Here is a 14,772-nt window from a genome sequence, read left to right as displayed (position 1 = left end):
CGCCTTATGGCGGTGCTTTTTTGAGTATAACCTTAAAAGCTTTTTCGTGAGAAATGATTGACGTATTTCTAGAAATACGTTATATTATTTTCTGTAAACGGTTACATGAAATGGAGAGGGAAGAAAATGAGTACGATTAAAGACGTTGCAAAATTAGCGGGAGTATCTGTTGCGACCGTTTCCAGAGTGTTAAATAAAAATGGATATGTTCATGAAGATACGTTAAAGAAAGTAGAACGAGCGATTGAGATGCTAGACTATAAGCCTAGTACAGTAGCGCGTTCACTGTATAATAAAAAATCTCGTTTAATTGGCTTAGTTGTTCCAAATATCGTGAATCCATTCTTTCCAGAAGTTGCACGTGCCGTAGAAGATGTAGCGCATAAGCAAGGGTATACAGTTGTACTTTGTAACTCTGATGAAAGTTTAAAGAAAGAAAAGCAATATATTGATGTACTTAGGCAAAATAATGTAGATGGATTTATTGTAGCGACAAATCCACAAAATAGTGTGAATTACATGAACTTGTCAGTACCAGTCGTTGCAATTGACCGTATGTTTAATGAGCGTATACCTGCTGTGTATGCAGATAACTATGCGGGAAGTCAGGCAGCGACAAAGTTATTAATAGATAAAGGCTGTAAACATATTGCGCATATTCGTGGACCGCGTGACGTAAGTACAGCTAATGAACGTTTTGAAGGCTTTGTAGACGTTATTACGCAAAATAATCTTTCTTATATGATTGCAGAGAGTACATTTGATCCAGCTAATAGTGAGCGTGTAGCGGTGGAACTATTAGAACAATACCCGCATATTGATGGAATTGTTGCTGGGAATGATTTAATTGCAATAGGTATCGTAAAGGCTGCGCTTCAAAAGGGGATTTCTATTCCGGATGATTTACAAATTATCGGATTCGATGGAATTTCTTTAACAGAGATGATGTATCCATCTATTACAACTGTTGCACAGCCAATTTATGAAATGGGGAAAGTTGCAACAGAACTGTTGTTAGAGCAGATGGAAGGAAACGTATTAGAAGAGAAACATTATCGTTTACCGATTGAAATTATAGAACGAAATACAACGAAATAAGGAGATGAAATAGATGCCAAATATTGCAGTAGTAGGTAGCATTTCAATGGACTTAGTGGCTGTTTCCAAAAAACGTCCGAAAGCAGGGGAAACAGTAATTGGTGAAGCATTTCATACAATTCCAGGAGGAAAAGGAGCTAACCAGGCGGTTGCTGCGGCTAGATTAGGCGCAAATGTAGCGATGGTTGGAGCGGTAGGAGACGATAATTATGGAACTGTAGTTAGAAAAAATTTAGAGAACGAACGCGTTTTTATCGACTATGTGGTACCGGTTACAGATGCGGCGACAGGAATTGCTCATATCGTTTTAGCAGAAGAGGATAACAGTATTGTTGTCGTGCAAGGAGCGAATGCTCTTGTCAATGAGTCGGTTGTAAATCGTTCAAAAGATCTTCTTATAAAAGCTGATATGGTTGTGCTTCAACTAGAGATTCCGCTTGAAACAGTAAAATATGTATTAGCTATTTGTGAGGAACACAAAATCCCGGTTATGTTAAACCCAGCGCCAGCACAAGTGTTATCAGAAGATATTTTAGAAAAGGCAACTTATATTACGCCAAATGAACATGAGTGTCGCATCGTATTAGATGATTTCACATCACCAATTGAAGAGTTACTGGCTAAATATCCAAACAAACTATTGATGACAGAAGGTTCTAACGGTGTACGTTTCCATAATGGTACGGAGATTGTACATGTTCCTAGCATTGCTGTTGATGTAGTAGATACGACTGGAGCTGGTGATACATTTAATGGTGCATTAGCAGTTGCGCTTTCTGAAGGAGAAACACTTCAAAAAGCAATTCGTTTTGCGAATATTGCTGGTGGTCTTTCTGTAACGAAACTTGGGGCGCAAGGCGGTATGCCAACGAGAGATAAAGTACGTGAAGTGCAGGTGATTGTCGGATGAAGAAGCACGGCGTATTAAATAGTGAGATTGCATCAATCCTTGCTTCACTTGGGCATACGGATACGATTGTAATCGCTGATTGTGGTTTACCAATTCCTGATGGAGTAAAAAGAATTGATTTAGCTGTTGAAATAGGAAAACCTAGCTTTTTAGATGTATTGCAAGTGGTAGCTGATGATATGGCAATTGAAAAAGTGACGTTAGCAGAAGAGGTTATTAACAATAATGCGGAAATAAATAAAGAGATTGAGCTGAAATTAGTAGAGCCAGCGTTTGAGTATGTATCTCATGAAAGATTTAAAGAGCATACAAAGAAAGCGAAAGCTATTATTCGTACAGGTGAGGCTACGCCTTATGCCAATGTAATTTTACATGCAGGCGTGATTTTTTAATAAAGGGAAGTGATGGGAATGCGTATTGAAATGAAAAATATTTCAAAGGCGTTCAATGGCAATCCTGTTTTGAAGAATGCACAGTTTATGATTGAAACAGGAGAAGTCCATGCATTGATGGGGGAAAATGGAGCGGGTAAATCAACGCTCATGAAGATTTTAACAGGTGTATACAAAAGAGATGGTGGAGCGATCACGATTGATGGACAAGAACGAACTTTTAAAAATGCGAAAGAAGCTGAAGAGTACGGTATTGCATTTATACATCAAGAATTGAACATATTACCGAATTTAACAGTAGCTGAAAATATGTTTCTCGGTAAAGAGTTAATGTATGGGAAGACAGGTATTTTACGTACGCGTCAAATGAACGCTATTGCGCAGCAGCAACTAGCAGAGTTAGGATTACATGTAAAAGGCGCTATGTTGGCAGGAGAGTTATCGGTTGGACAACAGCAAATTATCGAAATTGCGAAAGCACTAATGACAAATGCAAGCGTTATTATTATGGATGAGCCTACAGCTGCATTAACAGATCGTGAAATTGAAACGTTGTTTACTGTCATTAATAAATTACGTAAAGAAGGCGTTTCGTTCGTTTATATCTCACATCGAATGGAAGAAATTTTTTCAATATGTGATACCATTACGATTTTACGTGATGGGGAATACGTCGGAAAGAGATCCATTCCGGAAACATCGTTTGATGAAGTAGTGAGTATGATGGTGGGACGCAGCATTGGTGAACGTTACCCAGAACGAAATAGTCAAATTGGCGATGTGATTTTTGAGATGCGTAATGGAACGAAAAAAGGGAAGTTTGAAAATGTATCGTTTCAGGTGAGAAAAGGTGAAATCCTTGGTGTTGCTGGTTTGATGGGAGCTGGCCGTACAGATATTATGAAAGCGATATTTGGATACGAACCTTTAGATTCTGGCCAAATTTTTATAAATGGACAAGAAGTAAAGATTGATAGTCCGATAGATGCGATTAGACAAAGAATAGCTTTCATTACAGAGGATAGAAAATCTGAAGGATTAGTGCTAGATTTCTCAATTCGAGAAAATTTAGCTTTACCGAATTTAGAAAGTCTTTCAAAGGGAAGCGTCTTAAGTAACGAACTAGAACAACAGTTTACAGCGGACATGATGAAACTTCTTAATGTGAAAGCATCTAGTGGAGAGCAAGCTGTGAAATCTCTTTCTGGTGGAAATCAGCAAAAGGTTGTTATTGCAAAATGGTTAGGTATCCACCCGCAGTTACTCATTTTAGATGAGCCAACAAGGGGTGTTGATGTTGGAGCGAAAAAAGAAATTTACTCTATTATGAATAAGCTTACCGAAGAAGGAGATGCCGTTATTATGGTATCATCTGAGCTTCCAGAAGTTTTAGGGATGAGTGATCGCGTTCTTGTTATTCATGAAGGAAAAGTCGGCGGCATTTTAGAGAAAGATGAGGCATCACAAGAGTCTATTATGGCACTAGCTACAGGGGGAGAGTAAGGATGGCTAAGAAGGGGAATGTATTACAACAACTTGGGTCTTTAATTGGACTAGCGCTAATTATTGTAGTAATTACGGCTTTAAATCCAGCGTTTATTGAAATCCCAAATTTATTTAATATACTGCGTCAAGTATCGATTAATGCGCTTATTGCATTCGGAATGACCTTTGTAATTTTAACAGGGGGTATTGACTTATCGGTAGGTTCTATTTTAGCATTATCAAGTGCACTTGTTGCTGGAATGATGGCAAGTGGCATGGACCCGTTCCTTGCGATGGCAGTTGGATTATTAGCTGGTCTTGTAATGGGAATTGTAAACGGTATCATCATAGCGAAGGGAAAAGTAGCTCCATTTATTGCGACTTTAGCAACAATGACTATTTTTCGCGGGTTGACGCTTGTTTATATGGACGGACGTCCGATCACTGGTCTTGGTGATCATTTAATGTTCCAAATGTTTGGCCGCGGTTATTTTCTTGGTATTCCAGTACCAGCTGTTACAATGATGATCGCTTTCGCAGTGCTGTACTTCATTTTGAAGAAAACGACATTTGGTCGCCGTACATTTGCAATTGGTGGAAATGAAGAAGCAGCAGCATTATCAGGTATTAATGTTACGAGAATTAAAGTAATGATTTACGGTCTTTCCGGAATTTTGGCAGCGCTTGCAGGTATTGTCTTAACATCACGATTAGATTCTGCACAGCCGACTGCAGGTACTTCTTACGAATTAGATGCAATTGCAGCAGTTGTATTAGGTGGAACTAGTCTTTCTGGGGGAAGAGGATGGATTGTTGGTACATTCATCGGTGTACTTATTATCGGTGTACTAAATAACGGTTTAAATTTATTAGGTGTATCTTCTTTCTTCCAACAAGTTGTAAAAGGACTTGTAATCTTACTAGCTGTATTAATTGATCGCAGAAAAGAAGCGTAATGGAGGGACAGTTCATGAAGAAATGGTTACTTATACTCGTTGCATGTATTATGGTCATTACTGCTGGTTGTTCAATGGAACCACCAGAATGGGCAAAGGATTCTAGCGATAAAGGTCGAAATAAAACTATTAAAGTTGGATTCTCTGTTTCAACTTTAAATAATCCCTTCTTTGTAACTTTGAAAAAGGGTGCAGAAAAGAAAGCGAAAGATAGTGGCATCGAATTGATTGCTGTTGATGCACAAAATGATGCAGCAAAGCAAACAAATGATGTTGAAGATTTAATTCAAAAAGGTGTCGATGTAGTTGTTATTAATCCAACTGATTCAGATGCTGTTGCTTCAGCAGTAAGTGCAGCAAATGCAGCGAATGTTCCTGTTATTACAGTAGACCGCGTTGCAAATTCAGGTAAAGTTGTTTCTCACATTGCCTCTAATAACATTGAAGGTGGTCAAATGGCTAGTGATTACATTCGTGAATTAGTCGGCGAAGGAGCAAACGTTGCTGAGTTAGAAGGAATCCCTGGTTCTTCTGCTGCTCGCGAGCGTGGGAAAGGATTCCATAACGTAGCGGATAAATCTTTAAAAGTAGTTGCTAAACAAGCGGCTGATTTTGATAGAGCAAAAGGATTATCTGTTATGGAAAACATTTTGCAAGCAAATGGTGATATTAAAGCCGTGTTTGCCCATAACGACGAAATGGCATTAGGGGCACTTGAAGCATTGAAGTCTGCTGGAAAAACGGATGTAGTCGTTGTTGGATTTGATGCAACAGAAGATGCTGTGAAAGCGGTTAACGATGGGCGTATGGCTGCAACAGTTGCTCAAAAACCGGAATTAATCGGAGAGAAGGCGATGCAAACAGCAAAAGAGATCACGCAAGGTAAAAAAGTGGACAAATCTATTCCGATTGAATTAGAGCTTATTAAGAAAAACAAATAAATATAAAATGAAAATTAGGAAGGAAGAATAACAAATGAAATTCTTTATTGATACAGCAAACATTAACGAAATTAAAGAGGCAAATGCATTAGGCGTATTAGCTGGAGTAACGACAAATCCATCACTTGTAGCAAAAGAAGGCGTAGACTTCCACGAGCGCATTCGTGAAATTTGCAACGTTGTAGAAGGACCTGTAAGTGCAGAAGTAATTAGCTTAGAAGCAGATAAAATGATTGAAGAAGGAAAAGAGTTAGCGAAAATTGCTCCAAACGTTGTTGTAAAAGTTCCAATGACAACAGAAGGTTTAAAAGCAGTAAAAGCGTTCTCTGACTTAGGAATTCGTACAAACGTTACATTAGTGTTCTCAGCAGTTCAAGCATTACTTGCAGCTCGTGCTGGTGCAACATACGTTTCACCATTCTTAGGTCGCTTAGATGATATCGGTCATAACGGTATGGACTTAATTCGCCAAATCGCAGAAATCTTTGCAATTCACGGCATCGAAACAGAAATCATCGCAGCATCTGTACGTCACAGTGTTCACGTAACTGACGCAGCATTAAATGGTGCACATATTGCAACAATCCCAGCAAACGTAATTGCTTCATTAGTGAAGCATCCACTAACAGATCAAGGAATTGAGAAATTCTTAGCTGATTGGGAAAAAACACAAGAGAAATAATAGAAAATCAAGAATCCTAGTTTAAGTGACTAGGATTCTTTTTTTGTATTTAAAAGAATTTTCATGCAATTTTGCATATTGTCTTTTAAATTTTTTATATAAACTATTTAATATATACAAATCACTCTTTATTTTTCATATTTTGATATAGACAGATAGAGAGTCTGACCAGAAAACTGGAGGGCATGATTCTATAACAGAAAGCTTAATGTTTATAGAATTATGCCTTTTTATATAGGGAGGGCAGAAAGTAGAGCTTTTGATTTAAATGCACTTATTTATCCCACTTTAATGGGCAGTAAGACCCCCACCTCAAAATTCAGCGAAAGCAAAGAATTTAGGTTGGGGATCAACTGTCCATAAAAGTCCGATTGGTTCAACTAATAATCAGTGGGGGATGAAGAAAACCCCCACTGATTAAAGTTTCACTTTATCTGAATTTTAAGTTTTATAAAAGGAGAGAAATGAAATGAGAAGAAAAGCGCCATTTAAAGTGTTATCGTCATTAGCAATCGCGGCAATTATCGGATGCACATCTGTAATGAGTGCTCCATTAGCGTACGCAGAAACGCCAGCAAAAGAGAAAGAAAATGTATCTACAACACCAATTGATTACAATTTAATTCAAGAAGATCGTCTAGCGGAAGCTCTGAAAGAAAGAGGAGAAATTAATCCAGCATCTTCTAAAGAAGAGACGAAAAAGGCTGTAGAGAAATATATTGAAAAAAAACAAGGAGATCAGGCAAATAAAGAAATTCTTCCAGCTGATACTGCTAAAGAGGCATCTGATTTCGTGAAAAAAGTAAAAGAGAAAAAAATGGAGGAAAAGGAGAAAGTAAAGAAACCTGAAAAAAATGTTAGCCCTGAGCAAAAGCCAGAACCAAATAAAAAGCAATTAAATGGGCAAGTTCCAACATCTAAAGCAAAGCAAGCGCCGTATAAGGGATCTGTTCGAACGGATAAGGTATTAGTGTTACTCGTTGAATTTAGTGATTATAAACATAATAATATTGATCAAACACCAGGGTATATGTATTCGAATGACTTTAGTAGAGAGCATTATCAAAAGATGTTATTTGGTAATGAGCCGTACACGTTATTTGATGGTTCAAAAGTAAAAACGTTTAAACAATATTATGAAGAGCAGTCTGGCGGTAGTTATACGACTGATGGATATGTAACAGAATGGTTAACTGTTCCAGGAAAAGCATCTGACTACGGTGCTGATGGTAGCAGTGGTCATGATAACAAAGGTCCAAAAGGCGCACGTGATTTAGTGAAAGAAGCTTTACATGCAGCTGCTGAGAAAGGATTAGATTTATCTCAATTTGATCAGTTTGATAGATATGATACAAATGGTGACGGGAATCAAAATGAGCCTGACGGTGTAATTGATCATTTAATGGTAATCCATGCTGGTGTTGGTCAAGAAGCTGGTGGAGGTAAATTAGGCGATGATGCCATTTGGTCACATCGTTCAAAATTAGCAGTAGATCCAGTAGCAATTGAAGGAACAAAATCAAAGGTAGATTACTTTGGTGGCAAAGTAGCAGCACATGATTACACAATTGAACCAGAAGATGGAGCAGTAGGTGTATTTGCGCATGAATTTGGACATGACCTTGGCTTACCAGATGAATATGATACGAAATATACTGGAACCGGTTCACCTGTCGAAGCTTGGTCATTAATGAGTGGGGGAAGTTGGACAGGGAAAATTGCAGGAACAGAGCCAACTAGTTTCTCACCACAAAATAAAGATTTCTTACAAAAGAATATGGGTGGCAACTGGGCAAAAATTTTAGAAGTAGATTACGATAAAATTAAGAGTGGTGTAGGAGTTCCTACATATATTGATCAAAGTGTTACGAAATCAAATCGTCCAGGCGTTGTACGTGTTAACTTACCAGGCAAAAGCGTTGAAACGATTAAACCGGAGTTTGGAAAGCATGCATATTATAGTACAAGAGGGGATGATATGCATACAACGTTAGAGACACCATTCTTTGATTTAACAAAAGGAACAAATGCAAAGTTTGATTATAAAGCAAATTATGAGTTAGAAGCAGAGTGCGATTTTGTTGAAGTTCATGCAGTAACAGAAGATGGAACGAAAACATTAATTGATAGACTTGGAGAAAAAGTAGTCCAAGGAGATAAAGATACAACAGATGGAAAATGGATTGATAAATCATATGATTTAAGTCAATTTAAAGGAAAAAAAGTGAAACTGCAATTCGATTATATTACAGATCCAGCTGTAACATATAAAGGTTTCGCGATGGATCATGTAAATGTAACTGTTGATGGACAAGTAGTATTTTCTGATGATGCAGAAGGAACATCTAACATGCAGTTAAATGGATTCGTTGTTTCTGATGGAACAGAGAAAAAAGCTCATTATTACTACTTAGAGTGGAGAAACTATGCAGGGTCAGATAATGGATTAAAAGCAGGAAAAGGTCCAGTGTATAATACAGGTCTTGTCGTTTGGTACGCAGATGATAGCTTTAAAGATAACTGGGTTGGGGAGCATCCAGGTGAAGGCTTCCTTGGTGTTGTAGATTCACATCCAGAGGCACTTGTTGGCAATTTAAACGGAAAACCAACTTACGGTAATACAGGTATGCAAATTGCAGACGCAGCATTTTCATTTGATCAAACACCAGCATGGAGTGTAAATTCATTAACACGTGGACAGTTTAACTATTCTGGATTACAAGGTGCTACAACTTTTGATGATTCAAAAGTATATAGTAATAAACAAATTGCAGACGCAGGAAGAAAAGTTCCAAACCTTGGACTTAAATTCCAAGTTGTTGGACAGGCAGAGGATAAATCAGCAGGCGCTGTTTGGATTAAGCGTTAATAACAGAAAAGCACATTCTTCATATGAAGAGTGTGCTTTTTAAATTGTACAGTAAGTTATTATTTTAGCTTATGTAATACAAGTGTCTGTTCATATGTAGTGTATCAAATTATGTAGGGAAAGGAAATATTTCCGAGGAAATTGTCGAACTGTACTTATTTTCTTCTTATTTTGTTATCCATTGTATTATCTCTATGAAAAATATAATGCCATATTGTTTATTAAATACGGCTTGTTGAAAGTTAAAAGTTGAATAGGAGTTTATCATTAAAAAAAGACAATGATGGAATTATCCTATCATTGTCTTTTTTACTTTGTCTCTACCTTTTACTTTGCTTCTTACGTAAATCATTCCGGCAAATGTTAATAAGAATGCAGTTCCAATAACGAAGCTGACGCTAGGGGATGCCCCGATTGCTCCAACTGTAAAGGATCCAGCAACAACTCCTAATGAGAAGAAAGCATAAAACAATCCGAATGCTTTTCCACGTTTATCATCTGTCGTATTTTCAACAAGTAATGCATTTATCGATGGGAAAAGGATAGCGAATCCAATGCCATAAATCATCATAACGATAAAGAGCATGCCTTTTGTTGCGAATAATCCAAGTAAAGATAATGCTAATGCCATTACTGCAATACCGATTAGCATTAGTTTTGAACGATTAAATCGATCATAAATACGATTTGTCGGTAGTAAGAAGAAGAGGATAGCGGTAATGCCGAATACACTTAACATCATGCCTGTTGTAGATGCTTTAAGTGCCAATGCCTCAACTTTCACTGGTAACATATACGTGACAATTCCTTGTGAAAACATGAGTGTGAAAGCACCAATATACGCCTGTAATAACGGTTCTGATTTCAATAGTTCAAACATATCTTCTTTGTTCATCATTTGTGTTCTTGAAGTATCTTTTCTTGATACGTTATTTGGTAAGAAGAAGAGAGATACGATTGTACCAAGAACCATTAAAATAGAAATGGTAATGAACACCCACTCTATACCAGCAGTTGCTTTCATAATACCGCTAAAAGCAGGTCCTACAATTGCCGCTGTTCCAACAGCAGCACCAGATAGAGCCATTGCCTTACCTTGTCTTGCTGCATTTGTTTGTTTTGATAAAAACGTAAAGGCAGCAGGAATTAAAAATCCGTCACTAAAGCCATGCATAAAGCGCACAACTAATAGTTGTTCACCACTTTGAGCAACAGTGTATAACAAGACTATGAAACTCGTAAGTCCCATGCTTATATAAAGTATTTTTTTTGCACCAAATTTATCGACAGCAGCGCCAGCAATAATATTACCGATCATATTAGCGAATGAGTACATGCCGACAACTAGCCCAATAATAAGAGGGGATCCTCCAAGACTTTGAGCGAACGTACTCATAATAGGTAATTGTGAAAATGTATCTAGAAACGCTACGATAACAATAAAGTAAATAAAATATTTCAAGCGATATTCACCTCTCCTATGCTATTATGGCATAATGCTAATTTCAACCGCAATGAAATTGAATTAACAGATGTGGAAAAAAGTACAAAGTGACAAAATATTGAACGTTATTTGTTAAAATTTAGTGGAAATGAGATTGTTTTTTTGAAATATATGGATAGAAGTATTATAATAGATTTGTAAACTTCACCAGGTTAAGTATATACATAGAGAGGGATGTATAAAATGAAAGCATTACTTTGGCATAATCAACGTGATGTAAGAGTAGAAGAAGTACCAGAACCAACTGTAAAACCAGGAGCAGTTAAGATTAAAGTGAAATGGTGTGGTATCTGCGGGACAGACTTGCATGAATATTTAGCAGGACCTATTTTTATTCCGACAGAAGAGCATCCATTAACACATGTAAAAGCACCGGTTATTTTAGGTCATGAGTTTAGCGGTGAGGTAGTTGAAATCGGTGAAGGCGTTACATCTCATAAAGTGGGAGATCGCGTCGTTGTAGAACCAATTTATTCTTGTGGTAAATGTGAAGCTTGTAAACATGGACATTACAATGTTTGTGAACAACTTGTTTTCCACGGTCTTGGCGGAGAAGGCGGCGGTTTCTCTGAATATACAGTAGTACCAGAAGATATGGTTCACCATATTCCAGATGAAATGACGTATGAACAAGGTGCTCTTGTAGAACCAGCAGCAGTAGCGGTTCATGCAGTACGTCAAAGTAAATTAAAAGAAGGGGAAGCTGTAGCAGTATTTGGTTGTGGTCCAATTGGACTTCTTGTTATCCAAGCAGCTAAAGCAGCAGGAGCAACTCCTGTTATTGCAGTTGAACTTTCTAAAGAACGTCAAGAGTTAGCAAAATTAGCAGGCGCGGATTACGTATTAAATCCAGCGACTCAAGATGTATTAGCTGAAATTCGCAACTTAACAAATGGTTTAGGTGTAAATGTAAGCTTTGAAGTAACAGGTGTTGAAGTAGTACTTCGTCAAGCAATTGAAAGCACAAGCTTTGAAGGACAAACTGTAATTGTTAGTGTATGGGAAAAAGACGCAACAATTACTCCAAATAATCTTGTGCTAAAAGAAAAAGAAGTGGTTGGTATTTTAGGATACCGTCATATCTTCCCAGCTGTTATTAAATTAATTAGCTCTGGTCAAATTCAAGCAGAGAAATTAATTACGAAAAAAATCACAGTAGATCAAGTTGTTGAAGAAGGATTTGAAGCACTTGTAAAAGATAAAACACAAGTGAAAATTCTTGTTTCACCTAAATAATATAGAATAGTAAAAATTAGCTCTTTTCTAGAAATAGAAAAGGGCTACTTTTTTTCTGTACAGAAAGGTGATAGACTTTCCTGTAACTACAGTATTTTGTTTGGAAGGGGAAGTCTCATGCTTTCATTTATGTTGACATTGAAACGAATGCTAAAAGCTTGTTTACGAGCGTGGAAAGATAAAGAATTTCAAGTATTATTCGTATTAACATTTTTAACATTAACATCTGGTACGATTTTTTATAGTACAGTTGAAGAATTACGTCCTCTTGACGCTTTGTATTTTAGCGTTGTGACGCTGACGACTGTCGGTGATGCGAATTTTAGCCCACAAACTGATTTTGGGAAGATATTTACAATCTTATACATATTTATTGGGATTGGATTAGTATTTGGATTTATTCATAAGTTGGCAGTTAATGTACAACTGCCTAGTATATTATCGAATAGAAAAAAAGAGTAAAGCATGTGGATGCTTTACTCTTTTTTTACATTAGTTTAGACAAGCCTTAATAATAGTTTATTAAAATGAAAGTGTATTCATTCATTATATTCACTGTGTATAAAGTTATAATGATATGAAAATCTGCATATTTTAATTTATTGATAGAAATTTCGTGAAAGGTGGGATATTCTAGTCATAGGTTAACCGGATGACATCATAGGATCCTAACAAAAAGTTTACAATAATTCGATTATAAAATGGAGGATTTCAGATGAAAAAGAAAGTACTTGCTTTAGCAGCAGCTATTACATTAGTAGCTCCTTTACAAAGCGTTGCATTTGCTCATGAAAACGATGGGGGAAGTAAAATAAAAATAGTTCACCGCTGGTCTGCTGAAGATAAACATAAAGAAGGCGTAAATTCTCATTTATGGATTGTAAACCGTGCGATTGATATTATGTCTCGCAATACAACACTTGTAAAACAAGATCGAGTTGCACAATTAAATGAATGGCGTACGGAGTTAGAGAACGGTATTTATGCTGCTGACTATGAAAATCCTTATTATGATAATAGCACATTTGCTTCACATTTCTATGATCCAGACAATGGAAAAACATATATTCCATTTGCAAAGCAGGCAAAAGAAACCGGAGCTAAATATTTTAAATTAGCTGGTGAATCATACAAAAATAAAGATATGAAACAAGCATTCTTCTATTTAGGATTATCTCTTCATTATTTAGGAGATGTAAATCAACCGATGCATGCGGCAAACTTTACAAATCTTTCGTATCCACAAGGATTCCATTCTAAATATGAAAACTTTGTAGATACGATAAAAGATAATTATAAAGTAACGGATGGAAATGGATATTGGAATTGGAAAGGTACAAATCCAGAAGATTGGATCCATGGAGCGGCAGTAGTGGCGAAACAAGATTACTCTGGAATTGTAAATGATAATACGAAAGATTGGTTCGTAAAAGCAGCTGTGTCACAAGAATATGCAGATAAATGGCGTGCTGAAGTTACACCGATGACAGGTAAGCGATTAATGGATGCACAACGTGTTACCGCTGGATACATTCAGCTTTGGTTTGATACGTACGGAGATCGTTAAGTATTTAAAAAAGGTCAAATCTCACAATAGAGCATTTGACCTTTTTATTACTCTACACATGGAGGTATGGAACGTGAAAGGTAAATTGTTAAAAGGTGTACTTAGCTTTGGGATTGGTTTAGGAGTTTTATACGGAGGATCTTCAGCTCAAGCAGATACGTCTACAGATCAAAACAACACTTTGAAAGTGATGACGCATAATGTGTACATGCTATCAACTAACTTATATCCGAATTGGGGACAAAGTGAGCGTGCTGATTTAATTGGGGCGGCAGATTATATGAAGAATCAAGACGTTGTTATATTAAATGAAGTGTTTGATAATAGTGCTTCAGATCGCCTTTTAGGAAATTTGAAGAAAGAATACCCAAATCAAACAGCTGTATTAGGTCGTAGTAACGGAAATGAATGGGATAAAACGTTAGGTAGCTATTCATCTGCAACTCCTGAAGATGGGGGCGTTGCAATCGTGAGCAAATGGCCGATCGTTGAAAAGGTTCAATATGTATTTGCAAATGGATGCGGACCAGATAATTTATCGAATAAAGGATTTGTATACACGAAAATTAAGAAAAATGATCGTTTCGTTCATGTAATTGGGACGCATTTGCAGGCTGAAGATAGTATGTGCGGAAAAACTTCACCTGCATCTGTACGTACAAACCAGTTAAAAGAAATTCAAGATTTTATTAAAAATAAAAATATACCAAATGACGAGTACGTCTTATTTGGTGGTGATATGAATGTGAATAAAATAAATGCTGAGAACAATAGTGACTCAGAGTACGCATCAATGTTCAAAACATTACATGCTTCTATTCCATCTTATACAGGACATACAGCAACTTGGGATGCGACGACAAACAGTATTGCAAAATATAATTTCCCTGATAGCCCTGCCGAGTATTTAGATTATATTATTGCAAGTAAGGATCATGCGAATCCATCATTTATAGAGAATAAAGTATTACAACCGAAATCTCCACAGTGGACTGTTACATCATGGCTCAAAAAATATACATATAATGATTACTCTGATCATTATCCAGTAGAGGCGACTATTTCTATGAAGTAGTCTTAAAAAGTTTCTTCTTAATAGGAAGAAACTTTTTTATTTTGTAGAGGAAATTTC

13 protein-coding genes are annotated in these 14,772 nt (G+C 36.8%); 12 read left to right on the top strand and 1 reads right to left on the bottom strand.

Features of this window, described 5'->3' with window-relative positions:
- The first annotated feature begins 126 nt into the window (after window positions 1-126).
- From rbsR to inhA2, 8 genes are all read left to right on the top strand, one after another.
- Window positions 127-1,098, top strand: coding sequence for a ribose operon transcriptional repressor RbsR (gene rbsR / locus FH036_RS19640; RefSeq protein ID WP_139896142.1), 972 nt, complete (start codon window positions 127-129; stop codon window positions 1,096-1,098).
- A 13-nt stretch (window positions 1,099-1,111) separates the two neighbouring features.
- Window positions 1,112-2,008, top strand: coding sequence for a ribokinase (gene rbsK / locus FH036_RS19635; protein ID WP_001132853.1), 897 nt, complete (start codon window positions 1,112-1,114; stop codon window positions 2,006-2,008).
- Window positions 2,005-2,400: a D-ribose pyranase gene (gene rbsD / locus FH036_RS19630; RefSeq protein WP_139896141.1), complete on the top strand. Its 396-nt coding sequence runs from the start codon at window positions 2,005-2,007 to the stop codon at window positions 2,398-2,400. Before rbsK ends, rbsD begins: the two co-directional genes overlap by 4 nt.
- A gap of 18 nt (window positions 2,401-2,418) precedes the next feature.
- Complete coding sequence (gene rbsA, locus FH036_RS19625; RefSeq protein ID WP_139896140.1) at window positions 2,419-3,903, top strand: ribose ABC transporter ATP-binding protein RbsA; 1,485 nt, start codon at window positions 2,419-2,421, stop codon at window positions 3,901-3,903.
- A gap of 2 nt (window positions 3,904-3,905) precedes the next feature.
- Complete coding sequence (locus FH036_RS19620) at window positions 3,906-4,841, top strand: ABC transporter permease subunit (protein WP_001074633.1); 936 nt, start codon at window positions 3,906-3,908, stop codon at window positions 4,839-4,841.
- A gap of 14 nt (window positions 4,842-4,855) precedes the next feature.
- A complete protein-coding gene (gene rbsB / locus FH036_RS19615) occupies window positions 4,856-5,782 on the top strand; it encodes a ribose ABC transporter substrate-binding protein RbsB (protein ID WP_000758975.1) in 927 nt (308 codons plus the stop codon).
- 34 nt (window positions 5,783-5,816) lie between these two features.
- Window positions 5,817-6,464, top strand: a complete 648-nt coding sequence (fsa, locus tag FH036_RS19610) for a fructose-6-phosphate aldolase (RefSeq protein WP_000667661.1) — start codon at window positions 5,817-5,819, stop codon at window positions 6,462-6,464.
- A gap of 469 nt (window positions 6,465-6,933) precedes the next feature.
- Entirely contained in the window at window positions 6,934-9,333 is a 2,400-nt protein-coding gene (gene inhA2 / locus FH036_RS19605) for a M6 family metalloprotease immune inhibitor InhA2 (protein WP_138322478.1), read from the top strand.
- 289 nt (window positions 9,334-9,622) lie between these two features.
- Here the strand turns inward: inhA2 and FH036_RS19600 are convergent, their stop codons facing one another.
- Window positions 9,623-10,795, bottom strand: coding sequence for an MFS transporter (locus FH036_RS19600; protein ID WP_000873232.1), 1,173 nt, complete (start codon window positions 10,793-10,795; stop codon window positions 9,623-9,625).
- 225 nt (window positions 10,796-11,020) lie between these two features.
- Between FH036_RS19600 and bdhA the strand changes: the two genes are divergently transcribed.
- The 4 genes from bdhA (at window position 11,021) to sph (ending at window position 14,715) form a co-directional block, all read left to right on the top strand.
- Window positions 11,021-12,073, top strand: coding sequence for a (R,R)-butanediol dehydrogenase (bdhA, locus tag FH036_RS19595; protein ID WP_000645822.1), 1,053 nt, complete (start codon window positions 11,021-11,023; stop codon window positions 12,071-12,073).
- A 117-nt stretch (window positions 12,074-12,190) separates the two neighbouring features.
- On the top strand, window positions 12,191-12,535 hold the full coding sequence (locus tag FH036_RS19590; protein WP_000948232.1) for a potassium channel family protein: 345 nt from the start codon (window positions 12,191-12,193) through the stop codon (window positions 12,533-12,535).
- 253 nt (window positions 12,536-12,788) lie between these two features.
- A complete protein-coding gene (gene cerA / locus FH036_RS19585; RefSeq protein WP_000731007.1) occupies window positions 12,789-13,640 on the top strand; it encodes a phospholipase CerA in 852 nt (283 codons plus the stop codon).
- A 58-nt stretch (window positions 13,641-13,698) separates the two neighbouring features.
- A complete protein-coding gene (sph, locus tag FH036_RS19580; protein ID WP_154982574.1) occupies window positions 13,699-14,715 on the top strand; it encodes a sphingomyelinase C in 1,017 nt (338 codons plus the stop codon).
- Window positions 14,716-14,772 lie beyond the last annotated feature (57 nt).

Origin of the sequence: Bacillus sp. CD3-5, from assembly GCF_006349665.1 — a bacterium.
GTDB lineage: Bacteria > Bacillota > Bacilli > Bacillales > Bacillaceae_G > Bacillus_A > Bacillus_A paranthracis.
Note: the sequence above shows the minus strand (reverse complement) of the source record. Positions and strands in the feature narration are given on the sequence as shown.